This is a genomic window from Paraburkholderia diazotrophica (assembly GCF_900108945.1).
Lineage (GTDB): Bacteria > Pseudomonadota > Gammaproteobacteria > Burkholderiales > Burkholderiaceae > Paraburkholderia > Paraburkholderia diazotrophica.
Genome location: NZ_FNYE01000048.1, coordinates 1 through 24,702, shown reverse-complemented (window position 1 = coordinate 24,702; position 24,702 = coordinate 1). Strand labels below are relative to the sequence as shown.

General features: G+C 63.5%; 24 protein-coding genes. 7 read left to right on the top strand and 17 right to left on the bottom strand.

Annotated elements, in window-relative coordinates:
• The first annotated feature begins 190 nt into the window (after positions 1-190).
• Both BMW76_RS35130 and BMW76_RS35125 read left to right on the top strand, forming a co-directional pair.
• A complete protein-coding gene (locus BMW76_RS35130; protein WP_090873429.1) occupies positions 191-1,405 on the top strand; it encodes a polysaccharide pyruvyl transferase family protein in 1,215 nt (404 codons plus the stop codon).
• A 156-nt stretch (positions 1,406-1,561) separates the two neighbouring features.
• Positions 1,562-3,028 (top strand): sensor domain-containing diguanylate cyclase, encoded by a 1,467-nt coding sequence (locus BMW76_RS35125; RefSeq protein ID WP_090873428.1) that lies wholly within the window; start codon positions 1,562-1,564, stop codon positions 3,026-3,028.
• A gap of 42 nt (positions 3,029-3,070) precedes the next feature.
• Here the strand turns inward: BMW76_RS35125 and BMW76_RS35120 are convergent, their stop codons facing one another.
• Positions 3,071-3,385, bottom strand: coding sequence for a VOC family protein (locus BMW76_RS35120; protein ID WP_090873452.1), 315 nt, complete (start codon positions 3,383-3,385; stop codon positions 3,071-3,073).
• A gap of 152 nt (positions 3,386-3,537) precedes the next feature.
• On the opposite strand from BMW76_RS35120, the gene BMW76_RS35115 reads away from it, so the two are divergent.
• Positions 3,538-3,930, top strand: a complete 393-nt coding sequence (locus BMW76_RS35115; protein ID WP_090873427.1) for a VOC family protein — start codon at positions 3,538-3,540, stop codon at positions 3,928-3,930.
• Positions 3,931-3,970: 40 nt separating this feature from the next.
• Here BMW76_RS35115 and BMW76_RS35110 read toward each other — a convergent pair whose 3' ends face one another.
• Entirely contained in the window at positions 3,971-4,966 is a 996-nt protein-coding gene (locus BMW76_RS35110; protein ID WP_090873426.1) for an AraC family transcriptional regulator, read from the bottom strand.
• Positions 4,967-5,329: 363 nt separating this feature from the next.
• Here BMW76_RS35110 and BMW76_RS35100 point away from each other — a divergent pair, with 363 nt between their 5' ends.
• Positions 5,330-6,382: an NAD(P)-dependent alcohol dehydrogenase gene (locus BMW76_RS35100; RefSeq protein ID WP_090873424.1), complete on the top strand. Its 1,053-nt coding sequence runs from the start codon at positions 5,330-5,332 to the stop codon at positions 6,380-6,382.
• Positions 6,383-6,577: 195 nt separating this feature from the next.
• Entirely contained in the window at positions 6,578-7,537 is a 960-nt protein-coding gene (locus BMW76_RS35095) for a LysR family transcriptional regulator (protein WP_090873423.1), read from the top strand.
• Positions 7,538-7,591: 54 nt separating this feature from the next.
• On the opposite strand, the gene BMW76_RS35090 is transcribed toward BMW76_RS35095, so the two are convergent.
• From BMW76_RS35090 to BMW76_RS35050, 9 genes are all read right to left on the bottom strand, one after another.
• The gene (locus BMW76_RS35090) at positions 7,592-7,903 is read right to left on the bottom strand and encodes a hypothetical protein (protein WP_090873422.1); all 312 of its coding nucleotides are present in this window, start codon (positions 7,901-7,903) and stop codon (positions 7,592-7,594) included.
• Between the two features lie 9 nt (positions 7,904-7,912).
• Positions 7,913-8,170, bottom strand: a complete 258-nt coding sequence (locus BMW76_RS42245; RefSeq protein WP_245763520.1) for a hypothetical protein — start codon at positions 8,168-8,170, stop codon at positions 7,913-7,915.
• Between the two features lie 903 nt (positions 8,171-9,073).
• Positions 9,074-9,355, bottom strand: a complete 282-nt coding sequence (locus tag BMW76_RS35080; protein WP_090873421.1) for a hypothetical protein — start codon at positions 9,353-9,355, stop codon at positions 9,074-9,076.
• Positions 9,356-9,368: 13 nt separating this feature from the next.
• Complete coding sequence (locus BMW76_RS35075) at positions 9,369-9,833, bottom strand: dihydroneopterin aldolase (RefSeq protein ID WP_090873420.1); 465 nt, start codon at positions 9,831-9,833, stop codon at positions 9,369-9,371.
• Positions 9,830-10,480 (bottom strand): sarcosine oxidase subunit gamma, encoded by a 651-nt coding sequence (locus BMW76_RS35070; protein WP_090873419.1) that lies wholly within the window; start codon positions 10,478-10,480, stop codon positions 9,830-9,832. Before BMW76_RS35070 ends, BMW76_RS35075 begins: the two co-directional genes overlap by 4 nt.
• Positions 10,470-13,469 carry a sarcosine oxidase subunit alpha family protein gene (locus tag BMW76_RS35065; RefSeq protein WP_090873418.1) on the bottom strand — a complete coding sequence of 1,000 codons (3,000 nt, stop codon included), beginning with the start codon at positions 13,467-13,469 and terminating at the stop codon, positions 10,470-10,472. The genes BMW76_RS35070 and BMW76_RS35065 overlap by 11 nt, the downstream gene beginning before the upstream one ends.
• Positions 13,466-13,765 carry a sarcosine oxidase subunit delta gene (locus tag BMW76_RS35060; RefSeq protein WP_090873417.1) on the bottom strand — a complete coding sequence of 100 codons (300 nt, stop codon included), beginning with the start codon at positions 13,763-13,765 and terminating at the stop codon, positions 13,466-13,468. Before BMW76_RS35060 ends, BMW76_RS35065 begins: the two co-directional genes overlap by 4 nt.
• 24 nt (positions 13,766-13,789) lie before the next feature.
• Complete coding sequence (locus BMW76_RS35055) at positions 13,790-15,034, bottom strand: sarcosine oxidase subunit beta family protein (RefSeq protein WP_087733733.1); 1,245 nt, start codon at positions 15,032-15,034, stop codon at positions 13,790-13,792.
• 37 nt (positions 15,035-15,071) lie between these two features.
• Positions 15,072-16,460 carry an L-serine ammonia-lyase gene (locus BMW76_RS35050; protein ID WP_090873416.1) on the bottom strand — a complete coding sequence of 463 codons (1,389 nt, stop codon included), beginning with the start codon at positions 16,458-16,460 and terminating at the stop codon, positions 15,072-15,074.
• Between the two features lie 418 nt (positions 16,461-16,878).
• Between BMW76_RS35050 and BMW76_RS35045 the strand changes: the two genes are divergently transcribed.
• Positions 16,879-17,964 (top strand): GlxA family transcriptional regulator, encoded by a 1,086-nt coding sequence (locus BMW76_RS35045; RefSeq protein ID WP_090873415.1) that lies wholly within the window; start codon positions 16,879-16,881, stop codon positions 17,962-17,964.
• 125 nt (positions 17,965-18,089) lie between these two features.
• On the opposite strand, the gene BMW76_RS35040 is transcribed toward BMW76_RS35045, so the two are convergent.
• The 6 genes from BMW76_RS35040 to lhpH all read right to left on the bottom strand — a co-directional run bounded on the left by BMW76_RS35040 (position 18,090) and on the right by lhpH (position 23,635).
• Positions 18,090-18,452 carry a hypothetical protein gene (locus BMW76_RS35040; protein WP_090873451.1) on the bottom strand — a complete coding sequence of 121 codons (363 nt, stop codon included), beginning with the start codon at positions 18,450-18,452 and terminating at the stop codon, positions 18,090-18,092.
• Between the two features lie 4 nt (positions 18,453-18,456).
• Positions 18,457-18,780 (bottom strand): hypothetical protein, encoded by a 324-nt coding sequence (locus tag BMW76_RS40695; RefSeq protein ID WP_143062402.1) that lies wholly within the window; start codon positions 18,778-18,780, stop codon positions 18,457-18,459.
• The gene (locus BMW76_RS35035; RefSeq protein WP_143062401.1) at positions 18,765-19,445 is read right to left on the bottom strand and encodes a hypothetical protein; all 681 of its coding nucleotides are present in this window, start codon (positions 19,443-19,445) and stop codon (positions 18,765-18,767) included. Before BMW76_RS35035 ends, BMW76_RS40695 begins: the two co-directional genes overlap by 16 nt.
• Before the next feature lie 394 nt (positions 19,446-19,839).
• Positions 19,840-21,324 (bottom strand): glucose-6-phosphate dehydrogenase, encoded by a 1,485-nt coding sequence (gene zwf, locus BMW76_RS35030; protein WP_090873413.1) that lies wholly within the window; start codon positions 21,322-21,324, stop codon positions 19,840-19,842.
• A 233-nt stretch (positions 21,325-21,557) separates the two neighbouring features.
• Positions 21,558-22,475 (bottom strand): bifunctional Delta(1)-pyrroline-2-carboxylate/Delta(1)-piperideine-2-carboxylate reductase, encoded by a 918-nt coding sequence (gene lhpI / locus BMW76_RS35025; protein ID WP_090873412.1) that lies wholly within the window; start codon positions 22,473-22,475, stop codon positions 21,558-21,560.
• Between the two features lie 152 nt (positions 22,476-22,627).
• Positions 22,628-23,635: a trans-3-hydroxy-L-proline dehydratase gene (gene lhpH / locus BMW76_RS35020; protein WP_090873411.1), complete on the bottom strand. Its 1,008-nt coding sequence runs from the start codon at positions 23,633-23,635 to the stop codon at positions 22,628-22,630.
• A 191-nt stretch (positions 23,636-23,826) separates the two neighbouring features.
• Between lhpH and BMW76_RS35015 the strand changes: the two genes are divergently transcribed.
• Complete coding sequence (locus tag BMW76_RS35015; RefSeq protein WP_090873410.1) at positions 23,827-24,564, top strand: FadR/GntR family transcriptional regulator; 738 nt, start codon at positions 23,827-23,829, stop codon at positions 24,562-24,564.
• The last annotated feature ends 138 nt before the right edge of the window (positions 24,565-24,702 follow it).

Sequence of the window (24,702 nt, the reverse complement as noted above, 5' to 3'; positions counted from 1 at the left end):
CGCTTCGAATGGCTTCGCCGGAAAACACGTGTTCCTCGTATTGCGCGTGTCGCTCGCGTGTGTGCCGCGATGCGCGTTCACGTGGCCAATGCGCGAATTGCGTGTACCCTCCGTACAGATTCCGGTGACTCGTATGATCATTTGCACCGATAAACCGACGACCGGTTAAATCGATTCGTAGGGCATCGCAATGCGAAAGTCAAATGACGGCTCGGCGCGCAAGTTATCACCCGTCGTACTGTTCGGCGCGTTCGACCGGCACAACCTGGGCGACATGCTGTTTCCCCACGTCGTCGCACGCATGCTGGGCGAGCGCGACGTGCGCTTCGCGGGACTCGCGGCTCGCGACCTGCGCGCGCACGGCGGCCATCGGGTCGGAGCGCTCATGCAGATGCACGAACGTGCGGTCGATCTGATCCATGTCGGCGGAGAAATCCTCACGTGCGATGCATGGGAAGCCGCCGTGATGCTGCAATCGCCCGACGACGTGCAACGGCTCATCGCGTCGCATCAGCACGATCGCGATCGCCTGGCGTGGGCGCATCGTGTGCTCGGTACGCGGGCGCATGCGCCCTATGTGTCGTCGAAGGAAGCGCTGCCCTCAGCCGCGCGCGTGCTCTTTCATGGCGTCGGTGGCGTGGGCCTGAGCGGCCGCGACGAAGCATTGCGCAGCGAAGTGCTTACGAAGCTCGCTGCCGCTGACGATGTCACCGTGCGCGATGCGCACACGCAGGCATGGCTCGCGCAGTCCGGCATCGAGGCGCGGCTCGTCCCGGATTGCGCCGTCATGGTAGCGAACCTGTTCGGCGATACGATCCGCGAGCGCGCGTCGACGCCGGCAATCGAACGGATACGCTCGGCGGCACCCAACGGCTATCTCGCCGTGCAGTTCAGCGCCGATTTCGGCGACGATGCGACGCTCGCGCAGATCGCCGCGCAACTGGACCGCGTCGCGCACACGCACGGCCTCGCCGTCGTGTTCTTTCGCGCGGGCGCTGCGCCGTGGCACGACGATCTGTCGTGCTTCGAACGCACCGCTGCGCGCATGCACGCGTCGTCCGTCCATGTGTTCGATTCGCTGAATATCTGGGACATCTGCGCGCTGATCGCACACAGCCGCGGGTATCTCGGCAGCAGTCTGCATGGGCGGATCGTCGCGATGGCGTTTGCGCGGCCGCGCATCAATCTGCTGCATGACGAAGACTTCGTGCGGCCCTGCAAGCAGACCGCCTTCGCCGAAACATGGGAAGACCCGGATTCGCCCAAGGCCGTCACCGTGAGCGGATTGGCCGACGGCGTGAACGACGCTTTATCCGTTGACCAGAAGCGGCTCGATCAGACCGCCGCGCGGCTCGTCACGCTTTACCGCGACGATTTCCCGACGCTCGCGTCGCTTCTCGTCTGACCGGTCTGCACGCACATGCGCTGCAGATTCGCCGCGATTTGCCGATATCCCGCTTGCGGCCGGACTCATCCGTTCCAGCGCCGCACGCCCGCTCTTTTTGCCGGGCATCGCAAATTGGCACCGTAGAATAGCGAGACTTTCGATTCTGGACCCGTCATGCCCAACTCCTCCAGCCGGCGCAGCACAGCCGACGACGACTCCGAAATGTTCGACCTCGCCCCCGTCGCGCTGTGGCTGGAAGACTTCAGCGGCGTGAAAGCGCTGTTCGAAGCGTGGCGCGAGCAGGGCGTGACCGATCTGCGCGCGCATATCGGCGAGGACGTGCGGCGCATCGCCGAATGCGCGAGCCGCATCCGCGTGATCAAGGTGAACCAGAAGGCGCTGTCGCTGTTCGAAGCCGCCGATTTCAGCTCGCTGACGGACAACCTGTCCACCGTCTTCCGCGACGACATGCTGAAGACGCACCTCGAAGAGCTGTGCCAGCTATGGTCCGGCCAGCCGCACTTCACGAGCCAGACCGTCAACTACACGCTCGGCGGGCGGCGCCTCGACATACTGCTGAAGGGCAAGATCCTGCCGGGACACGAGGAACGCTGGGATCGCGTGCTGGTGTCGACGGAGGACATCACGGAGCTCGAAAACGCGCGCCATCGTGTGACGGCCGCCGAACAGCACGTGCGCGGGCTGTTCGAGCATTCGCCCGTGTCGCTGTGGGTCGAGGATTTCAGCGCGGTCAAGCGTCTGCTCGACGAAGCGCGCGCCGCCGGCATCACCGATTTCCGCACGTTCACCGATGTCCACCCCGAGTTCGTCGAGCGCTGCATGGCCGAGATTCACGTGATCGACGTGAACCGGCACACGCTGGAGATGTTTGCCGCGCCTGACAAGAAAACGCTGCTGTCCCGCCTGCCCGAAGTGTTCCGCGACGACATGCGCCCGCACTTTCGCGAGCAGCTGATCGACCTGTGGGACGGCAAGCTCTTTCAACAGCGCGAAGTGCTCAACTATTCGCTCGAAGCGAACGAGGTGCACGTGCACCTGCAATTCTCGGTGCTGCCGGGCCACGAGCGCACATGGGACCTCGTGCTCGTCGCGCTGACCGACATCACCGCGCGCAAGAAAGCCGAGGCGTATCTGGAGTTTCTCGGCAAGCACGACGTGCTGACGAAACTGCGCAACCGTTCGTTCTATGTCGACGAGCTGAACCGGCTGGAGCGCAAGGGTCCGTTCCCGGTGACGGTCATCATGGCCGACCTCAACGGCCTGAAGCGCGTCAACGACCAGTTGGGCCACGCGGCCGGCGACGCGCTGCTGCGCCGTGCCGGCGAAGTGCTCGCGAAGGCGATGGAGACGCCGTTCAACGCGGCGCGTATCGGCGGCGACGAGTTCGCGATCCTGCTGCCCGGCACCGACGAGCGCGGCGGCGCGGCGATGATCGAGACGATCCGTCAGCTCGTCGATCTGAACAACCAGTTCTATCCGGGCTCGCCGATCAGCTTTTCGATGGGCGCCGCGACGGTGCAGCGAGGCGAGCGGATCGAAGAAGGCGTGCAGCGCGCCGATCTGCTGATGTACGACGAAAAGCGCGCGCACTATACATCGCAGGAAGCGGGCAGCAAGTGAGCGGCGTGCGTTGCGCGCCCCGTAGCATGCTCAGTTGCGTGCTCAGTCACGCACTGGAACGCCATATGCGCTGACGATGCGGCGATCCTGCTCCGCCGCCGAGAACAGCTCCCATTCGAGCCCGTTCACATCGACGCTGCTCGAATAGCCTTCCGCCGAGTCGTCCTCGAAGCCGACGTGGCGCAATTGCCCTGCTTTTTCGGGCTTTTCGTTGATCGAGAAGTTGAGCAGATCGGTGCGCCACATCGCGTACTGCCCCGGCACCACGGCCGACGGCGGCTGTCCGAGCCGGCCGCTATAGTCGGCAATCGATTCATCGAGGTTCGCAACGGCCAGCGCGATATGAAAACGCTTCATGATGTCGGGCTCCGCGTAAGGTTCATGTGTGTTGACGACGCGACCATCGTAATTGCCGCGCGTACGCGTAGCCAGATCAGCAGTCATGCTGGTATCGGCGTTACCTGTCTCCCAGGCTGTGCCGGGCTTTGATCTGAAAGGAGCCGCTTTCGATGCTTTCCCACGTGTTCATCGGCGTCAACGATTTCGAGCGCGCGTATGCGTTCTATTCGGCTCTATTGCGCGAACTGGGACTCGTGCTCAAGTTTCGCGAGGACGACAGGCCGTGGGCGGGATGGATGACACCCGGCGTCGCGCGGCCGCTCTTTCTGGTCGGCCGGCCGTTCGACGGGCAGCCGGCCGTCGCGGGCAACGGCCATATGGTCGCGCTGCTGGCGGCTGATCGGCCAACCGTCGATCGCGTGCACGCAACGGCGCTCGCTCACGGCGCGACCTGCGAAGGGCCACCCGGTCTGCGCCTCGAGTATCACGCGAACTATTACGGCGCGTACTTTCGCGACGCCGACGGCAACAAGCTGTGCGTCTGCTGTCACGACCCCGCTTGACAGCGCGATCACAGCAACGCAGTAGCGCGGTCGCAGCGCGTCAGTTCGTCGTCACGTACTTGCCGAATTTACGCGCGGGCGCGGCTGGCCGTTGCGGCGGCACCGAAACGGCCGGGTCCAGCGTGCCGCGCATGCGCTTCACTTCGTCGACGGGACTGAGGCCGAACAGCCGCTTGAACTCGCGGCTGAACTGCGATGCGCTTTCATAACCGACGCGCGCGGCCGCCGCGCTCGCGTTGAGCCCGTCCTGCACCATCAGCAGGCGCGCATGATGCAGACGCGTCGTCTTCACGTACTGCATCGGCGAAGTCGACGTGACGGTCTTGAACTGCGCATGAAACACGGCGAGGCTCATGCCGGACTCGCGCGCGAGCGTCTCGACGTCGAGCGCGCCGTCGTACTCGGTGTGGATGCGGCGCAGCGCCTTCGCGATGCGCCCGAAGTGATGCTGATGCGTGAGCGCCGCGCGGATCGCATCGCCCTGCACGCCCGTCAGCACGCGATAGCAGATCTCGCGCACGACCGACGGCGCGAGAATCCGCGCATCGAACGGCGACACGAGCGCTTCGAGCAGACGCAGTACGGCATCGCTCAACGGCTGGTCGAGCGGCGTCGAGTAGATGCCGCGCGGCTCGCTGTCGACGGCGCCATGCGTTTCGTTCAGCAGCATCAGCAGTTCCGCGACCATCGTCAGATCGACGCGGATCGAAATGCCGAGGAACGGCTCTTCGATGCTCGCCTCTGTCTCGCATTCGAACGGGAGCGGCACGGAGAGCACGAGGTATTGCTGCGCATCGTAGATGTACGAGTGGCCGCCCAGGTACCCGCGCTTTCTGCCCTGGCAGACGATCACGATGCTGGGCTCGTACATGACGGGTCGGCGCGGCATCGGATGATTCGCGCGCAGGAACTTGACGCCTTCGAGCGGCGCATCCGTCATGCCTTCGTTCGGCGCGAGCGTGCGCAACAGTTCGACCATGCGCTGCTGCGGCGTGTATTGCGCAAGCGCGTTATTTGAAAGTTTTGTGTCCGACATGATTAAATCCGTTCGGCGCGACCATGATGCGCCATAGAATATGGCTTGAAATCTAGCATTAAATGGCCTACAGCGGACGGCATCAGGAGAAATAGGCAAGTCTTCAAGACCTTCAGGTATTCCCTGGGGCGCATGCGATCCCTACTATGGGAACCCTGTCGCAAAGCCCGCTTTCTGTCCGCGACCACCACCGTCCATCGCCTCTCGCACGAGGCAAGCGAAGCGCGCACCGCCGCCTTCCCGTTCATCGGACGGACATTCCAACGGACTCCCGCGTGCCTCGGCGCACGACAGATTCGCCCGCCGCGCGTTGTCAACGCGCGTGGCGCCTCGCTGAATTGCATCACCAGGATTGGAGCTTTCATGACCACGACCCACGCTTATGCCGCAACCGACGCGCAATCGAAACTCGCGCCGTTCGAATTCCAGCGTCGCGAGTTGCGCGAACACGATGTGCATATCGAAGTCCTGTTTTGCGGCGTCTGCCATTCGGACCTGCATCAGGCGCGCAACGAATGGAAGAACACGATCTACCCCGTCGTCCCCGGCCATGAGATCGTCGGCCGCGTGACGAAAGTCGGGCCGCAAGTGTCGAAGTACAAGGCCGGCGATCTCGTCGGCGTCGGCTGTCTCGTCGATTCGTGCCGCATCTGCGCGAGCTGCCAGGAGGGCCTCGAACAGTATTGCGAGAACGGCTTCGTCGGCACGTATAACGGCAACGACCGCGTGACGGGCGCTGTCACTTACGGCGGTTATTCGACACAACTCGTCGTCGACGAAGCGTTCGCGCTGCGCGTGCCGGAGAACCTCGATCCCGCGGGCGTCGCGCCACTTCTGTGTGCGGGCATCACGACGTATTCGCCGCTGCGCACCTGGGGCGCCGGGCCGGGCAAGAAAGTCGGCATCGTCGGCCTGGGCGGCCTCGGGCACATGGGCGTGAAGCTCGCGCATGCGATGGGCGCGCACGTCGTGCTGTTCACGACGTCGCCGTCGAAGATCGACGACGCGAAGCGCCTCGGCGCCGATGAAGTAGTGATCTCGAAGAACCAGGCAGAGATGGATGCGCACGCGAACAGCTTCGATCTGATCGTGAACACGGTCGCGGCGCAGCACGATCTGAATCCGTTCATCAACCTGCTCAAGCGTGACGGCACGCTGACGCTGGTGGGTGCGCCGGAGCACGATCACCCGTCGCCGCAAGTGTTCAACCTGATCATGAAGCGTCGCCGCCTGGCGGGCTCGCTGATCGGCGGCATTGCTGAGACGCAGGAAATGCTGGACTTCTGCGGCAAGCACGGCATCACCTCCGACATCGAGATGATCCCGATGCAGAAGATCAATGAAGCATATGAGCGCATATTGAAGAGCGATGTGAAGTACCGCTTCGTCATCGATCTCGATTCGCTCCGGAAGTAACGGGCAGCAGGACCCTCCGCTTTACCCCTTCCACCCGGGCCGCGCAGGACGGCGGCCTGTCCCTGCTTCCCGCGTTGTATCGCTCTTGTATCTGCATTACCGGCGCGCCTTCCCGACGGGACGGGGCATGCCGCGGCTTTTCTTGCTGATCTGGTTTTGGAATGTCCCGTTTGCAGCAATCAACTGGAGAGTTCCGTGATCGACCGTATCCAGGCGATGCGTACCTTCATGCGTATCGTCGATACCAATAGCTTTACCCGCGCCGCGCAATCGCTCGACCTACCTCGCGCGACGGCGACGACGATTGTGCAGAATCTGGAAGCGATGCTCGGCACCGCGCTGCTCGTGCGCACGACGCGCCGCCTGAGCCTCACGCCGGAAGGCGCGGCATATTACGAGCGCTGCGCGCAGATTCTCGCCGACATCGACGAGATGGAAGCAAGCCTGCGTCAAACGCAGGACAACCCGAGCGGACGGCTGCGCGTCGAAATGCCGGGCGCGGTGGCGACATCGATCGTATTGCCGGCGCTCGACGATTTTCATGAACGCTATCCGGCCATCGATCTGGCGATCGGCGTGAGCCATCGCAATGTCGATCTCGTCGGCGAGGCAGTGGATTGCAGCATCCAGTTGGGCGAGTTGCCCGATTCAGGGCTGGCCGCGCGGCGTCTTGGCTCGCTCGAACATGTGACGTGCGCGAGTCCCGCGTATCTGGAGCGCTATGGGGCGCCGGAAAGTCTCGACGATCTGTCGGGTCATGTCGCGGTGAACTGCATGTCGCCGCACAGCGGCCGCGCCGTCGATTTCGACTTCGATGTCGGTGGCAGCCCGTTGACCGTGAAGGTGAATGGCTTCATCAAGGTCAGCGACGAGCATGCGTATCTGACATGCGGTTTGCAAGGGCTCGGGTTGATCCAGCCCGCGCGGATCGCAGCGCAGCCGCTGCTCGAAAAGGGGCTGCTGCGGGAAGTGCTGCCGCAGTGGAAGCCGATGCCGATGCCTGTGTCTGTTGCTTATGTCAAAGGGCGTCGCGTATCGCCGCGCGTGCGGGCGTTCGTCGATTGGCTCGCTGAGCTGTTCGAGCATCAGGGGCATGTCGAGGCGGATATGTCGCGTGTGCGGCAGTTGATGCGTGGGGGGTTGCATGCGGCGTGAGGGGTGACGAAAGCTCCCGACTGACGGACCGCCACGTGGCCCTTTTTGCATCTGTTACTCGCTGCCGAGCGGAGGATCTACGGTCCACTTCATCGGCGTTTCAGTGGTGATTTGCAATCGCTCACGCAGTTCGGGATGGGCATATGCCTGCATAAGCATTACCATTCCGCCGAGTTTGCGCCCGTGTTCGTCGGTAAGTGGCATCGTGCTGTGGTCGGGCGCGTCGGGAGGTATCCTGATTCCTCCCGTGCGCGTCAGTTCTCGATCAATGACGGCTTGTACGTCTCGCCGGTTCACCGTGCATACGGTCATCTGCTGAGTATCGTCGTTATAAAAAACGATACTGGCATAGAGCTGTTTGGGCATTAGTAGCCTCTACATTGCTGGTAATTGGCGAAAGCACGGCGCGAGCACTCCGCGTAGGTGCGTGTGTCCCTGGAACATCGCGCCTGCGGCCTGGCAGGCAATCATTTCCCTTTCGTACTCTGCAAAGCATTCGGCCTCCTGCTGCTCGCTCGCGCCACGCGCGGCCACGGTCAACACGTCGTCACTGTCAGGTAATTCGCCAAGATCGAACGGCGCGGCGTCGCTGATCGCGGTCGTTTCGTCGTCGGTATCAGCAAAGCCGTCCAAAGGCTATTGTCTTGCGTATCCGCGCCGTCGCCGGTCAATGCGTCCGCAACGCTTTCAACCCCACCGCTCAATGCCGCCCGCGCAGCAGCCAGCCGTGATCCCAGCGTGGCCGGGTCATATGGGCCCGAAAGAACCGGTTCGCCCTCCCATGACAACTGACCCGATAAGCCTTCAAAGGCGGCCCATCTGGTTGCACCATGCCTGCGAGGGCCACCGCCGCCCTCTCCGCCGATTGGCGGCCAATTCAGCGGCGCGGGCGTCGGCCGCCAGTAGCGCGTCGCCAAACGCCATTCACGATTCACAATGGGTACAAGCCAATCATCCTCGACGGCCTCCCGAAGCGCCCGTTCGACCCCTTTGCAGTCTGACGGCAAATTCCAGTGCGCCATATGGAGGATACGACTCAAGAACGCCCGAACTTCGTCAAGCGCTCTCTGGTCGGTGATGCGCCCCAGGTCGAGCCGTGGCCGAAAGTATCGGACAAATGTCTTTATGTCCTCGTCAACCTGCTTGCGTTCGTCGTCGCTCATGAACCGCGAAAACCGGTCGCCCGACGGGCTGCGGTATTGACTGGCCGGAACCAAAGTACATTGCCATCCGATTTCGAGCGGTACGTCGAGCGTGTTCCATTGCATAGGATACCCAATCAGTAATCACGCGATCAGGGGGTATACGTAGCATGGAGCCGAGGTCAGTTGCAAAACAGTGTCAAGACGCGGCAAGGGTTCGAGGCACCGCCGCATACGCGCCAGCACAGGGCGCATCGCGCGCCACTCGGCGCGGTCGTAATAGAAAACCACAGACTGCACGGCAGTCTGCCTCCGTCAATCGCGAACGTCCGCACGCATCGAACGCGCGTCCCGCTTCACATCGCGGCACCCGCCAAAGTGATGAGTTCGCGCACTAGTCACGGTATTCGTGACGAGCATACCTTCCCGCCCTCGCCCGCGCCTCCCCCACCACCCTTGCCAGCGTCGCGGGGCTCATCCGCGCGGCAACTTCCCGTACATACTCGTGATGCCTCGCATCGAGCGGCGCGTCCAGATGTTGCGCCTGCAAATAGCGGATCAACGCAATCCGCCGATGCCCCAGCGCAATACTCTGATCGAGCAGCGCGACAGCCGCGTGCGCGTCGCCGGCCGCATACGCACGCTTGAGCAGTTCGGACGTATGCTCACGCGACATATCGAACGCTCGCTCAACGCCTGGCAGCCGAAGCCGCGCGATGCATGTCGTAATCGGCGCGCGTCCAGTCCAGCTCGACACCGATCCGCTTCGTGCCCTCCCGAATCTTCGGCTTATGCAACGAAAGCGTGAGCGCATCGAGCGCGGGCCACTCGTCGAACGAAAGCTGCGCGATCTCGACGGCGAGCGTTTCGAGCATCCGCGTATGCGGCTTCGTCGCGAGAAACGCACTCACGCGGTTGCAGTAACGCTCATAGTCGATCATCGCGTGCGAACCTTCTTCCGAAGGCTCGCAGCGATATGCAAGGCTCGCGTCGATCACGACAGGCTGCGGCGCGAGATGCTCGTGCGCATGAATGCCGATGCGCGTCGACACGGCCAATTCGTCGATGAAGACGCGCCAGCCCCTGCCGCGCGTCCCATGCGAGCCGCGCAACGGCTGCACGTAAGCCGCCAGAGGTTCTTCGAACGGCTTCACGACATCAGCGGCTCAGCCGCGTCGAGCATGATACGGACGAAGTAATCGGCGAAGCTGCGGCGCACGATGATTTCATACGTATTGTCGGCGACGGGCGCGAGCACGATCGATGCCTTGAAATAGTGGCTCTGCGCGCACTGGCCAGGCGCGAACATGCGCGGATGCAGATCGAGCGGACAGCCGCGCGCGATCACGTCACGTACTTTCTCGCCGCTCACTTCGAGCACCGTCCAGCCGCTGCCGATATCGACGGCCGATGCGAACTGCCCTTGCAACGCCTCGACCAGCTTGTCCTCGGCGACGGACGCCTGCGCTTGTTGCGAACGCACCAGCCATTCATCGGGGCCCAGCCACAGCACGTCATAGCCGTTGCCGCGCGCAACCGTATTCGGCTTCGCGGGCGGACGACAGCCCGTCACGCTTTCGACGGCGCCGAGAAACGCTGCATCGCGCGCATCGCCACGCAGCGTCACGAGATCGCAAAACGCCTTCTCTCGCAGATGAAACTTCGTCGACGGCGCGGCCGCGTGCTTCTTCACGAGGTCGTTCACGCCGACGAGCGGCGACTCCTGCCAGGGCTGGCCCGCCACTCGTTGCGCGACAGCCGAGGTAGCGCCCGGTGCATTGTTCCTTGCTTCATTCCACATGTTGACGCACTCCTTCGGTGTCGTAGAAAACCGGGCTCGCGATCTTCGCAGCGATCTGCTTGCCGCTCGACAGCGGGATCGTCACGCTCTGGCCCATCTTGTTCAGCCCGCCCTTGACCACGGCGAGCGCGATCGAACGCTTGAGAATCGGGCTGTAATAGCTCGATGTCACGTGTCCGAGCATCGGCGCCGTGTCGCCCTGGAACGGACCGGCGACGATCTGGCTGCCCTCCGGAATCACGAACTGCGGATCGTCGGAAAGCAGGCCGACGAACTGCTTGCGCCCTTCCTTCGCGGTGTCCGAGCGCGTGAGCGAACGCCGTCCGAGGAAGTCCTTCGACTTTGCGACCAGCCCGCCCATGCCCAGATCGTGCGGCGTGATCGAGCCGTCGGTGTCCTGGCCGACGATGATGTAGCCCTTCTCCGCGCGCAGCACGTGCATCGTTTCCGTGCCGTATGGCGTGATGTCGAACTCGGCGCCCGCGGCCATCAGCGCTTCCCATACCGCACGGCCCATGTTCGCGGGCACGTTCACTTCATATGCGAGCTCGCCCGAGAAGCTGATCCGCATCACGCGCGCCTTCACGCCCGCGACCGTGCCGTTGCGATACGACATGAACGGGAACGCCTCGTTGGCGAAGTCGATGTCGCTGCACACCTTCTGCACGACCTTGCGGCTCTTCGGACCGACGACGGCAAACGTCGCCCAATGATCGGTGACGGATGCGAGGCGCACCTTCATGTCGGGCCATTCGGTCTGCAGCCAGCGCTCCATCCACGTGAGCACGCGCGCCGCGCCGCCCGTCGTCGTCGTCGTCATGAAGTGCTGTTCGCCGAGGCGCACGGTCACACCGTCGTCGAACACCATGCCGTTTTCGTCGAGCATCAGACCATAGCGGCACTTGCCGACTTCGAGCTTGCTCCACGGATTCGTATAGACCCAGTTCAGCAGCTTCGCGGCATCGGGGCCCTGAATGTCGATCTTGCCGAGCGTCGACGCATCGAGAATGCCGACGCTGTTGCGCACCGCGAGGCATTCGCGCTTCACGGCCGCGTGAAGATCTTCGCCGTTCAACGGGAAGTACCAGGGGCGCTTCCAGTTGCCGACGTCCTCGAACATCGCGCCGTTCTCGACGTGCCATTCATGCACGGCCGTCTTGCGGATCGGGTCGAGCAGATCGCCGAGTTCGCGGCCCGCGAACGTGCCGAAGGTCACGGGCGTGTAGTTCGGGCGGAACGTCGTCGTGCCCGTCTCGGGGATCGTCTTGCCGAGCGCATCCGCGAGAATCGCCATGCCGTTGATGTTGCCGAGCTTGCCCTGATCGGTGCCGAAGCCCATCGCCGTATAGCGCTTCACATGCTCGACGGATTCGAAGCCTTCGCGCGCGGCGAGCAGAATGTCGGCTGCCGCCACGTCGTTCTGGAAATCGACGAACTGCTTCGGTCCGCGCGCCGCTTCCGTGCGGCTGCCGACGAGCCACAGCGGCTGGATCGGCGACTCGGTGACTTCCGCGACCTGCGGCACTTGCGGGCGCTTCACCGCATAGCCGATCGACTTCACGGCTTCAACGCCTGCATCGACGGCCAGACGCAAGCCGCGCGCGAGGCTGAATTCGCCCGCTGCTGCGCCGACGCTCGTTTCCGGCTGCATGCCCTTGCCCGGCACGAAGCAGGCCTTCGTGTCGTTCCAGTGCGCCTTGCCGCCCGACTGCGCGAACAGGTGCAGCACGGGGCTGAAGCCGCCCGACATCGCGACGAGATCGCATTGCAGATCCGCCTGCTTCGCGCCCGTCTTGCCGTTCGCGTACGCGACCACCTCGACCGACGTCACGCGCTGCTTGCCGTGCGCCGTCATCACGGCCGCGTTGTTCATGATCTTCACGCCATGACGGCGCGCCGCCGCCTGCAATGCGCCGCTGCCCTGCGCGCGCGGATCGACGACCGTGACCGTCGCGCCGCATGCCTTCATGTCGAGCGCGCATTGATAACCGGCGTCGTTGTTCGTGAACACGACGGCGTTGCGGCCCGGCATCACGCCGAAGCGCTGGATATACGTCGACACCGCCGACGCCAGCATCACGCCCGGCAGATCGTTGTTGCCGAACACGATGGGACGCTCGTGCGCGCCCGTCGCGAGAATCACGCGCTTCGCGCGGATCTTCCACAGCAGTTCGCGCGTGCCCTTGCGCATCGACACGGGCAGATGCTCGGTCAGACGCTGCGTCACCGTGACGAGGTTGTGGTCCTGATAGCCGAACGCCGTGCTGCGCGTGAGGATCTTCACGTCCGGCATGCGCGACAGTTCCGCTTCGATCTTCTCGACCCAGCTCATTGCCTGGCGTCCGTCGATCTCCGTCTTGCACGACAGCAGGCTGCCGCCCAGCTCTCGCTGATCGTCGACGAGAATCACGCGCGCGCCGTTGACAGCCGCCGCATGCGCGGCCGCGAGACCCGTCGGTCCGCCGCCGACCACGAGCACGTCGCAATGCGCGTAACACTTGTCGTAGCGATCGGCGTCGCGCACGTCCGGCGACTTGCCGAGGCCGGCCGCTTCACGAATCTTCTCTTCGTACTTAGGCCACCATTTTTGCGGCCACATGAACGTCTTGTAGTAGAAGCCTGCGGGCATGAAGCGCGAGAACTTCTGGTTGATCGCCATGCGATCGTGTTCGAGATTGGGCTCGGCGTTCACGCTCGTCGCGACGAGTCCCTGATACAGCTCGATCTCCGTTGCGCGCGCATTCGGCACCGTGTACGCGCCGCGCTCGAGTTGCACGACGGCATTCGGTTCGGCGACGTCAGCCGTGACGATGCCGCGCGGACGGTGATACTTGAAGCTGCGCGCGACGAAGTGCACGCCGTTCGCGAGCAGCGCCGACGCGAGCGTGTCGCCCTGAAAGCCCTGGTACGTGCGGCCGTTGAACGTGAAGGTCAGCGGAATCGCGCGGTTGATGCGCCCACCGGCGCCGAGGCGGTTCTTCTGGCTCATTGCTTGTTGCCCCCTTGTGCATCAGCAGACGTGTTGCCGACCTTGAACGTGTCGTAGCTCTGGATGTTGTACGAGACCGTGTCGCGCGTCGCCATGAACCAGCGGCGGCAGCCCTGCGTATGCATCCATTGCTCGCGGTGCACGCCGCGCGGGTTCTTGCGCATGAACAGGTAGTCGCCCCATTCGCGGTCGCTGAGCTTGTCGGTGTCGAGCGGACGCGCGATGTCGGCTTCGCCGCCACATGAAAATTCGGATTCGGCGCGCGGCCCGCACCACGGGCATTCGATCATCAGCATGTTTCTTTCTCCAGGTGTCCGTGATTAGTGGGCCACGGCGGCAGCGCCGTGTTCGTCGATCAGATGGCCGGTGTAGAAGCGGTCCAGCGAGAATGGCGCGTTCAGCGGATGCGGTTCGTCGTTCGCGATCGTGTGCGCGAAGACCCAGCCCGAACCCGGCGTCGCCTTGAAGCCGCCCGTGCCCCAGCCGCAGTTGAAGTACAGGCCCTTCACGTCCGTCTTGCTGATGATCGGGCACGCATCCGGTGATACGTCGACGATGCCGCCCCACTGGCGGTTCATCCGCACGCGCGAGAACACCGGGAACATTTCGACGATTGCCTGCAGCGTGCCTTCGATGATGTGGAAGCTGCCGCGCTGGCCGAAGCCCGTGTACTGATCCACACCCGCGCCGATCACGAGATCGCCCTTGTCGGACTGGCTGATGTACGCGTGCACCGCGTTCGACATGATCACCGAATTGACGACGGGCTTGATCGGCTCGGACACGAGCGCCTGCAACGGATGGCTTTCGAGCGGCAGACGGATGCCCGCCATGTCGGCGAGCGTCGTCGTGTTGCCGGCTGCGACGACGGCGACCTTCTTTGCCTTGATGAAGCCCTTCACCGTATCGACGCCCGTCACGCGGCCGCCGTCGCGGCGAATGCCCGTCACCTGGCAGTTCTGGATGATGTCGACGCCCGCCTGGTCCGCGCCGCGCGCGAAGCCCCACGCAACCGCATCGTGTCGCGCGACGCCCGCGCGACGCTGGATGGAAGCGCCGAGCACGGGATAACGGCTGTTCAGGTTAATCGTCGGCTCGATTTCCTTGATCTGCTCGGGCGTGAGGAACTCGGCATCGACGCCGTTCAGCCGGTTCGCGTTCACGCGGCGCTCGGTGTCGCGCACATCCTGCAGCGTGTGCGCGAGATTCATCACGCCGCGCTGGCTGAACATCACGTTGTAGTTGAGGTCCTGCGACAGGCCTTCCCACAGCTTCATCGCCTTCTCGTACAGCGCCGCCGATTCGTCCCACAGATAGTTCGAACGCACGATCGTCGTGTTGCGCGCCGTATTGCCGCCGCCGATCCAGCCCTTCTCAAGAATCGCGACGTTCTTCACGCCGTGCTCCTTCGCAAGGTAGTACGCGGTCGCAAGGCCATGCCCGCCGCCGCCGACGATCACGACGTCGTATTCCTTCTTCGGTTCCGGGCTCCTCCACTGTCGCTCCCAGTTCTCGTGATACGACAACCCGTTGCGGAACAGACTGAATATCGAATAGCGGCTCATCGTGCAGACCCCTTCGTCGTTGCCTTGCTGGTTTCCATTAGCATTCGATGACGTTCACGGCGAGACCACCGCGCGACGTCTCCTTGTATTTCGTTTTCATGTCGGCGCCCGTCTCGCGCATCGTCTTGATGACGTTGTCGAGCGTCACGTAGTGCTGGCCGTCGCCCTTCAGCGCCATGCGCGAAGCGTTCAGCGCCTTGATCGCGCCCATCGCGTTGCGCTCGATGCACGGAATCTGCACGAGGCCGCCGACGGGATCGCAAGTCATGCCGAGGTTGTGCTCCATGCCGATTTCGGCGGCGTTCTCGACTTGCGTCGGCGTGCCGCCCATCACGGCCGCAAGCGCCGCCGCGGCCATCGAGCACGCGACGCCCACTTCGCCCTGACAGCCCACTTCGGCGCCGGAGATCGACGCCGTTTCCTTGTAGATGATGCCGATCGCGGCCGCCGTCAAAAGGAAATCGACGATGCCGTTCTCGTTCGAGCCCGGCACGAACTTCACGTAGTAGTGCAGCACGGCCGGGATCACACCTGCCGCACCGTTGGTCGGCGCGGTGACGACGCGGCCGCCCGCGGCGTTCTCTTCGTTGACGGCCATCGCGTACAGATTGACCCAGTCGAGCATCGACAGCGGATCGCGCAGCGACTCTTCGGAGCGCGTGCGCAGTTGCACGGAGAGATCGGCGGCGCGGCGCTTCACCTTCATCGGGCCAGGCAGCTCGCCGTGCATCTTGCAGCCGCGCTCGACGCAAGCGGCCATCGTGCGCCAGATGGTCAGCAGCCCTTCGCGCACGTCTTCCGGCGAGCGCGATGCGCATTCGTTCGCGAACGTCACCTGCGCGACGGACAGGCCGCTTTCGCGGCACACGCGCATCAGGTCGTCGCCCGTGCGGAACGGATACGGCACTTCGCCGCCCGCGCGCACACCGTTCACGCGATCGCCTTCGCGGTTCACGACGAAGCCGCCGCCGACCGAGTAATACTCTTTCTCGACGAGCAGCTGGCCGTTCTCGTCGAAGGCCTGGAAGCGCATGCCGTTCGGATGCACGACGCTGCCCGTGCCGCTCATCAGACGGCGGAAGAACGCGATGTGCTCCTTCTCTTCGAAGGCGATGGCGTGCTTGCCGAGCAGCGACAGGCGCTTGTCCTTGCGGATCTGCGCGAGACGCGGCTCGATCAGATCGGGGTCGATGGTGTCGGGCAGATGGCCTTCGAGGCCGAGCAGCACCGCCTTGTCGGTGCCGTGGCCCTTGCCTGTCGCGCCAAGCGAGCCGTACAGCTCGACTTTCACGCGGCGCACGAACGCGAGCAGATTCGCGTCCTCGATATGCGAAGCGAAGCGGCATGCGGCGATCATCGGGCCGACGGTGTGCGAACTCGATGGGCCGATGCCGATCTTGAACAGGTCGAAAACGCTGACGTTCATGGAAACCTTGCTCAGTTGAGTTGGGCGGAAACGCGAAGATTGCGAAGTGACGCCAGTACACCAAAGCGTAAAATCCGCAGATAGAACAAAAACGGCATCGACGTGGGATGGCGACGCCAGCGCCCGCTCCCGCTGCGTTTCTGCGCAACTCGGCGACGGAAAAACGCAAGTCGGCGCGCGTGCGGGATCGCCGGATCGCACGCCTGTCGAGGGCACACGCGCTTCGCATCCGCGAAAGTCGGTGTCGGAAAAGGACAAGAGGCGCGAAGCCGGATCGGCGACGCTAGGGTTATCCCCACGCGCGCGCGTATTTAGTGCTGCGCGTTCGTGCTGCGTTTTTGTTTTGCGTTTCTGTTTTGCTTCGTCAGCCCTTGCTCAGCTTGCCGGACCTTATGACGTTTTCCTGCGCCATTGCGCCATGACCATCATTGATTCGCTACCGCTGACTTCCATCGATGCGCTGCCCAAAGAGCGCATCCGCTTCGGCATCGTCCTGCTGCCCAACTTCACGCTGACGGCTTTTTCAGGCTTCGTCGACATGCTGCGTCTGTCCGCCGACGAAGGCGACTACAGCAAGCCCGTGCGCTGCTCATGGAGCGTGATCGGCGAGTCGCTTGCGCCCGTGCGCGCGAGTTGCGGCATCCAGATCACGCCGTGGGAAACATTCGCCGATGCCGAGCCGTTCGACTATGTGGTCGTCGTCGGCGGGCTGCTGCATTCGGGGCCGCAGGCAAGCGACGAGACCTTGCAGTTCATCCGCCATGCGGCGCGCTCGAATGCGACGCTGGTCGGCATCTGCACCGGCGTGTTCGCGCTGATGCGCGCGGGCGTGCTCGACGAGCATCGGATCTGCGTCAGCTGGTTCCACTACTGGGATTTCGTCGAGCGCTTTCCTTCCGTCAATTCCGACGCGCTGATCGCGGACCGGCTGTTCGTGATCGACCGTCGACGGATCACGTGCTCGGGCGGGCGCGCGTCGATCGACGTCGCGGCGGCGATCCTGCTGCGGCACTTCGAGACGGCGACGGTGCAGAAGGCGCTGCGGATTCTGCTCGTCGGCGAGATGCAGAAAGGCAACGCGCCGCAACCGCATCCGCCGGGACTCGAACCGGCAACGCATCCGAAGGTCAAGCGCGCGATTCTACTGATGGAGCAGCACGTCGGGCGCACGCTGCCGCTCGAGGAACTGGCTTGCAAGCTGGATCTGTCGCCGCGTCAGTTGGAGCGGCTGTTCAAGGCGGAGACGGGCAAGAGTCCGCAGGCGTTTGCGAAGCAGGTTCGCTTGAGAACGGCTGCGTGGCTGCTGACGAGTTCGGATCGTACTGTCGCGGATATTGCTTCGAGTTGCGGGTTTTCTGACGCGTCGCATCTGGGGCGCGAGTTCCGCAAGGAGTTCGGCATGCCCCCCGTGATGTTCAGAGAGCAACGCGGCGGAACGCCGGTTGAAGGCGATGCGGCGGCCGCGTATGAGGAGACGTTTCCGGGGAGGGTGGATGTGTTTTGAGGGGGCGGCAGCGCAAACGTGACAGCCGGAAAGACAGGACAGAAGCCGACGTCACAAACGTCGGCTTTTCGAACTGGCGATGCGTTAGTCTTTCGTCGACGCCGAGCGGCGTCGATGCGTCGTCGTCAAAGTTCGATAGTGGACGACTCGATCTCCAACGAGTCAAACTCGACAATAAGATCCGCTCCGCACGTGGAGAAAATCTGCGCGACTTGACTGGGCTTGTTATCGGTCCATCGTTCCGCCCTGGCGAGTATCCGCTGCGCTTTCTCATAACGTGGCGTACCTGGTTCCAGAACTTCAATCCCGTACACGATGTTCTGAAGTCCGAGATTTTCGAGCACGCATCGATTCATTCCCACAAACGAAACGGAAGCGCGCCGGTCTTGCAGGTACAGGCCAAGGGTCAATGTTTCGCGCTCTTTCGAAACATGGAACGTGTCGATATACCAGTCGTGAAAATGATTAAAGGTTTTCAGGTCGCCCATGTCGTTACCTTGGAAGAATTGATACAGGGTTGCCAAGGTCGCGGTCCCGTCCATCCCAATTATGCGAATGCGCAGCACCGAAACCATGGTCGTGATCAAAGTCGATATCCATTGCCGCGTTACCGTTGGCATCGTATAGGCGCAATTGCCCGCTGCCCGATGGATTCGTTACCCAAGTGTCAGGCGGCCCGCCTTTGATAGGCATACCCGCAAGCGTTTCGTCTTCACCCAGCGGCATGTCTCCGCCATATTCGAACGGCGCGCCATCGCCGAGCGGCTTCGATGTATCGTCGTCAGCATCTGAGCCGTCCGTCAAGCTCTCCGCCATGTCCAGCGTACCGTCGCCATCGTCCGGCTCTGCGCCGCCACCGAGCACGGGTCCGGCCATGCCTCGACCACGCCAGGCAGGCTATCGCCATCGTCGCTGTTGCCCTCACTCAAGGCGGCGCGCGCAGCCTTCAACTGCGCCTCTACGGTAGAGGGATCGTATGGCCCTCTCAGGACCGGTTCACCGTCCCATATCAAAGGCCCCGGCCCGGCATTTCTGAAGGCGGCCCACACCGTGCCGCCACCGCTGCAGAATCCGCCACCGCCGGACGTTGGCGGCCAACGCAGCGGCGCGGGAGCAGGTCGAAACGTCATCGGAAGCGAGCGCCAGTCACGGTTGATGACAGGCACAAGCATTCCGTCGCGGACGGACTGTTTGAGCGCGCGTTCGATACCGGGATTATCGGTCGGCAGATCCCAATGAACGACGTTCAGCTGATCGCTCAGGAATGATCGGATCGCGTCAATGTCAGCGGCAATGGTTCGCCGGAAATCATAATTGGGACGGAAATACCGGTCGAAGGTGCGCCTGTCGTCTTCGATTTCGCGCTCCCGCTCACGGCGCGCGTCCCAGTCGGCGAAGCGGTCCACGTATCCGCCAGAAAGGCTGTAGAACTCCCTCGCGGGTACAAGCTCGCATTGCCATGTGCCGATATCGAGCGGCACGTGAAGCGCGTTATATGACATACCCCCATAGCTGCGCACTCAGCCTCCACGTCGTTGGGCGATGGAGGGATATACGTAGCACGGGGTCACGTCACCAAGAACCAATATGACAATTTTTGACGCAAGCGGCGCGGGGGCGTCCCGCTGGTTTTGTGTGCGCGGGCCATTGCGCGAGATGACTCGCTCAGAGATTGAGAGTCATCTCGACGCGTGAGTCTCGCAACAGCCGTTCGGCTGAACCGAGGAAGAGCGGACAGGCCGCGTGCCTCGCAGCGGTGCGCGCTATGAGGCGGTCGAGTCCGATCTGGGTCACGATGGACATTGGAATGGCTACCAGTTACGCAGCCCCCTCTCCATCTTCCTCAACTCACGATTCAATCGAAGCCGAACCCGATCACGTCTCCTCCGACCAGACCATATTCTCCCTCGCCATCATCGCAGTCGAAGCGCCCGGCCCGAACGTCCCGGCCGTATATCCACGCGGCTTGTCGCCATTGCGCTTCCAGCCTTCGATGATGGGATCGACCCACGTCCATGCCGCTTCCAGTTCGTCGCGGCGCATGAAGTGCGTGAGCCTGCCGCGCACGACGTCGATCAGCAGACGCTCATACGCTTCCGCGCGGCGGCTCGTGAACGCCTGCTCCAGATCGAGATTCAGGTTCACGGGCAACGTGCGCATGCCGCTGCCCGGCTCTTTCGCGAGCATCTGCAACTGGATCGATTCGGCAGGCTGCAACTGGATCACCAGACGGTTGCCGCAATTGCGCGGACCGCACGGACTGTTCGGCATGATCGAGAACGGCATGTCCGCGAATTCGATGACGATCTCCGACACCTTCTTCGCCATCCGTTTCCCCGTGCGCAGATAGAACGGCACGTTCGCCCAACGCCAGTTGTTGATATGCGCGCGCAACGCGACGAAGGTTTCCGCGCGGCTGTCGGGCGGCACGTTCGCCTCTTCCAGATAGCCCTTGACGGGCTCGCCGCCCACTGCACCTGCCGTGTACTGGCCGCGCACCGTGTCGCGCGCAATGTCTTCGGCCGTCATCGGACGCAGCGAGCGCAGCACCTTCAGCTTCTCGTCGCGCACGGCATCCGCATCGAGCGAAACGGGCGGCTCCATCGCGACGATGCACAGCAGTTGAAGCAGGTGGTTCTGCACCATGTCGCGCATCGCGCCCGTATGGTCGTAGAAACCCGCGCGCGTGCCCACGCCGACCGACTCGGCCACCGTGATCTGCACGCTGCGGATATACGGCGCCTGCCACAGCGGCCCGAAGATCGCATTGCCGAAGCGCAGCACCATCAGGTTCTGCACCGTCTCCTTGCCGAGATAGTGGTCGATCCGATAAATCTGGTGCTCTTCGAAATGCCTGCCAACCGAATTGTTGATCGCCTTCGCCGATTCGAGATCGTGGCCGAGCGGCTTTTCGAGCACGACGCGCGCGCGGTCGTCGACGAGATCGTGCGAAGCGAGGTTGTCGCAGATCGCCGTGAACAGTTCCGGTGACGTCGACAGATAGAACACACGCAGCGCGTCCTTGCGCGACGCTTCAGCAAGCCGCACGTAATCGGCGGGCTGATCGACGTCGACGCGCACGTACTCGAAGAGCGCGAGAAAGTGATCCCATGCGGCCGAGTCGAATGCCTTCGACTCGATGAAGGGCTTGCTCTGCTCATCCATCCACTTCAGATAGTCTTCGCGCTGCCAGTCGCGGCGGCCGATCGCGAGGATGCGCGTCTCCGCGGGCAGATTGCCGTGCGCGTGCGCCATGTAGAGCGCGGGCAACAGCTTGCGGGCTGACAGGTCGCCGGCACCGCCGAAGATGATCATGTCGAGCGGGAGGTCCGGCGAGGCGGGAGCGTTGAAAGTCGTCATAGCGCGGTCGCGAAAGATGAACTGCTGGGAGAAACGCAAACCCGTCCGGGCCGCCCTTTCAGGCAGCGTTCAGGCCGGACGCGTTTGCGCGAGACGATTATGGTGCAACGTTTTCGGATTGTTTGCACGCATGTTCTCGTGACACGGCACGCACGTTCGTTCGTGCCGGATCACTCTCCTTCGCGAAACAGCCAACACGCTGCGCGCTCGCAGACGCAAGCGCTTGTGGACACTCAGCCCGCGCCCAACGTCGCTCGTGCGACGCGTCCCGCCGCCAGATCCCACGCCGCGCAGCCGACGGTCTTGAACACGATCGCCCCGTCGAGCGCAGGCTTGTATTCGAGCGCGTCCGCCATGCCCGTGACCGTCGACCAGTCGATGCCCGCTTGAATGAAATCGCCCGCCTCGTGCTTTGCGCCCGCCAGATCGTCGACGTAAAGCGCGCTGCCCGCGAGCGTGCGCGCGCCGATCTCGCACATCTGCGGCGTGAACGCGCCGACGCCGATCACGAGCCGCCCCGCGCGCGGCGCTTCGTCGTAGACGGCCTGGCGGCTCGTCGTCAGCGCGATCACGACATCGACGGAATCGGGCGTCGCTGTATCGGCGAGCGGCTGGAGATCGCGCACGCTGCCGCGCTGCGCGTCGCAGAACGCCTGTGCGCGAGCCGCCGACGTGCCTCGCACGCGCACGCGCGCATCCGGATACAGCTCGCCGATCGCCTGCAGATGACTCGCGGCCTGTGTGCCCGTGCCGATCAGCAGAAACTCCTTCGGCGCGGCGCGCGAGAGCGTCTCGATGCCGAGCATCGTCATCGCGGCCGTGCGGCGTCCCGTGACAGTCGGACCGTCGAGAATGAACAGCGTCTTGCCCGTGTCGGGGTCGAACGTCATGACCTGGCCGTGGATCGTCGGCAGCGCGCGCTCGCCGTTGCGCGGGCACACGTTGACGAGCTTGTGGATCGCAAGATCGGGCGCGGCGGCCGGCATCGACAGCATGATGCCGTTGTCGTTGAGCGGCACCACCAACCGCTCGGGGCTCGCGACGCGCCCCGCAGCGTAATCGGCGGCGGCTGTCTTCAGCGCGTCGACGAGAGCGCGAAAGGGAATCAGGCGGGCCGTTTCGGCGCCATCGAAAATCGGCGTGCTGCTCATGGCGGGCGTGCTCCTCGTACGTTGAGTCGTGCGTTCAATTCTGTGTTCGCCCGGCGCTCAGTCCTGCACTCAGTCCAGGGTTTAGTCCTGTGCTCAGCCGGCGCTCGGTTCTATATCCAGTCCTGCGTTCAGTTCTGCGTTCAGTCCTGCGCTCAGCGGACCAGGAATCCGTAAGTCAGCGGATCGCGCTCATCGACTATCCAGTTCGCGAAGCCGCAGATATGCGCGTCGCCTTCGATCTCGGGAATCACGGCGTCGAAGCGGTCGAGCCTGGTCTCCGACAGCACGCGTCCACGAAACACCGTGCCGATGATCGATTCGTTGACGAGCGTTTCGCTCTTGCCCAACTGCCCGCGCAGATACAGCTGCGCGACGCGTCCCGCCGTGCCCGAGCCCGTCGGCGAGCGGTCCACTTCGCGGTCGGCGAATATACAGCAGTTGGCCTGTGTCGAGCCCGCATGACGCGGCGCGTTATCGACGATCGTGCCGTAGATGTGGTTGATCTCGGGAATGTGCGGATGCTGGACCTTGAATGCAACGTTCGCGGCGCACTTCACTTCGGCGCCGAACTGGATCAGGCGGTCCACCTGCTCTTCGCGCACCTCGAGCCCGAACGGCTCGCCGGACGTGTAGAAATAAAACGCGCCGCCGAACGCGATATCGCCGCGCACGGTGCCGAAGCTCGGCGTCTGAACGCTCACGTCGCGCTGCCAGATGAACGACGGCACGTTGACGAAGCGCACGCTGCCTGCGTGATCGCCGTCCCATTTGACGAACGCCTCGATGAAGCCACACGGCGCATCGATGCCGACGCGCGTTTCCGGCTCCGTCCGCTCGACCCAGCCGAGCGCGACGGCCGTCGTCGCCAGCGCGATCACGCCGTGGCCGCAATGGTCGCTATAGCCCTCGTTGTGGACGAAGATGATGCCGAAGTCGGCGCCCTCGGTGACGGGCTCCGTCAGGTAGCCGCCGTACATGTCGGCGTGGCCGCGCGGCTCCAGCATCAGCGCGCGGCGCAGATGATCGGCATGTTCCTTCAGCCACGTGCGCCGCTCGACGATGGTTTTGCCGGGCATCTTCGGCAGCCCGCTCGTGACGATGCGAAACGGCTCGCCGCCCGTATGCACTTCGACCGTGCTGATCACGCGGTTCATTTTCATGATGCGTTCGCGCCTCGCGTCACGGGCTTGGCCGGCTGCATATCGAACATGTCGTCTCGCTCCATGAGTGGCTATATTGGATCAGAATGTAGACCAGCTTTGGTTGGCTATCAACCAATTTCAAAATTGTCGCGCTAAACTGGTAGGAATCCGGCTTACGTCAGCTTGCCGTCCATTCCTCGCTACGCACTATGGCCACGACCTCATTCGCACTGGAACGCGCGTTTCGCCCGAAGCAGATTTACGAGCAGGTCGCGGAGCGCATGCGCGCCGACATCCGCAGCGGACAGTTCGCGCCCGAAGCGCGGCTGCCGTCCGAGCGCGATCTCGCCGCGCGCTTCGGCGTGGGCCGGCCCGCCGTGCGCGAGGCGCTGGGCGCGCTGCAGAACGAAGGGCTCGTGGTGACGCGGCGCAACTCCGGCACCTATGTGTGCGCGGACGCGTTGCAGCGCCTGTCGACGGCACGCGCGGACGATCGCGCGCCGGGCGACGCCGATATCAGCCCCACTTCCGCGCTCGACGTGCGCCTGATCCTCGAACCGGCGATCGCACGCCGCGCGGCCGCGCATGCGCGGCGCGACGAGCTGGCGGAGCATTACCTTGCGCAGATGGATTCGATCGACGACGTGTCGGATGCCGTGCAGCGCGCGCTCTGGAACGACAGCGACCGCCTGTTCCACCGGCAATTGGCCGTGATGACGGGCGACGCGCTGCTCGTGAAGATCGCCGACGAAGTCGCGCAGGCGATGGACCAGCCGCTATGGAAGCGCCTGAAGGACGACGGCATTCACGATCCGGGGCGTATCCGGCTGTATGTGTCGGAGCATCGGCTGATTTATGAGGCGATCGTCGATGGCGATGCGGATGCGGCTGCCTTCTATGTCGAGCAGCACATCATGAGGGTGAGGCGGGATATTGCACCGAAGTAGGTTTTCGTCTGCGACGCTTGTTTGCGTTTGTTGCCTTTGCGTTGGCATCCGCGTATGCGCCTCGCGGCGCGGGCGTTGCCCCTGTGCGGGGCGGCACTTGCTTCTGTTTGCAACGGCTCTTGTTGTCGTGCTTTTGCC

Coding starts and splice junctions, on each gene's coding strand:
- BMW76_RS35055 (WP_087733733.1), bottom strand. CDS start 15,034: ATGAGCCGCTATTCGATATTCAGTCTGTTCCGCAACGGGTTGTCGTAT.
- BMW76_RS35050 (WP_090873416.1), bottom strand. CDS start 16,460: ATGAACGTCAGCGTTTTCGACCTGTTCAAGATCGGCATCGGCCCATCG.
- BMW76_RS35070 (WP_090873419.1), bottom strand. CDS start 10,480: ATGTGGAATGAAGCAAGGAACAATGCACCGGGCGCTACCTCGGCTGTC.
- BMW76_RS35100 (WP_090873424.1), top strand. CDS start 5,330: ATGACCACGACCCACGCTTATGCCGCAACCGACGCGCAATCGAAACTC.
- BMW76_RS40695 (WP_143062402.1), bottom strand. CDS start 18,780: ATGGCGGAGAGCTTGACGGACGGCTCAGATGCTGACGACGATACATCG.
- BMW76_RS35125 (WP_090873428.1), top strand. CDS start 1,562: ATGCCCAACTCCTCCAGCCGGCGCAGCACAGCCGACGACGACTCCGAA.
- lhpH (WP_090873411.1), bottom strand. CDS start 23,635: ATGAAAATGAACCGCGTGATCAGCACGGTCGAAGTGCATACGGGCGGC.
- lhpI (WP_090873412.1), bottom strand. CDS start 22,475: ATGAGCAGCACGCCGATTTTCGATGGCGCCGAAACGGCCCGCCTGATT.
- BMW76_RS35080 (WP_090873421.1), bottom strand. CDS start 9,355: ATGTCGCGTGAGCATACGTCCGAACTGCTCAAGCGTGCGTATGCGGCC.
- BMW76_RS35090 (WP_090873422.1), bottom strand. CDS start 7,903: ATGCCCAAACAGCTCTATGCCAGTATCGTTTTTTATAACGACGATACT.
- BMW76_RS35120 (WP_090873452.1), bottom strand. CDS start 3,385: ATGAAGCGTTTTCATATCGCGCTGGCCGTTGCGAACCTCGATGAATCG.
- BMW76_RS35110 (WP_090873426.1), bottom strand. CDS start 4,966: ATGTCGGACACAAAACTTTCAAATAACGCGCTTGCGCAATACACGCCG.
- BMW76_RS35015 (WP_090873410.1), top strand. CDS start 23,827: ATGGCCACGACCTCATTCGCACTGGAACGCGCGTTTCGCCCGAAGCAG.
- BMW76_RS35040 (WP_090873451.1), bottom strand. CDS start 18,452: ATGGGCGACCTGAAAACCTTTAATCATTTTCACGACTGGTATATCGAC.
- BMW76_RS35045 (WP_090873415.1), top strand. CDS start 16,879: ATGACCATCATTGATTCGCTACCGCTGACTTCCATCGATGCGCTGCCC.
- zwf (WP_090873413.1), bottom strand. CDS start 21,324: ATGACGACTTTCAACGCTCCCGCCTCGCCGGACCTCCCGCTCGACATG.
- BMW76_RS35115 (WP_090873427.1), top strand. CDS start 3,538: ATGCTTTCCCACGTGTTCATCGGCGTCAACGATTTCGAGCGCGCGTAT.
- BMW76_RS35065 (WP_090873418.1), bottom strand. CDS start 13,469: ATGAGCCAGAAGAACCGCCTCGGCGCCGGTGGGCGCATCAACCGCGCG.
- BMW76_RS35130 (WP_090873429.1), top strand. CDS start 191: ATGCGAAAGTCAAATGACGGCTCGGCGCGCAAGTTATCACCCGTCGTA.
- BMW76_RS35060 (WP_090873417.1), bottom strand. CDS start 13,765: ATGCTGATGATCGAATGCCCGTGGTGCGGGCCGCGCGCCGAATCCGAA.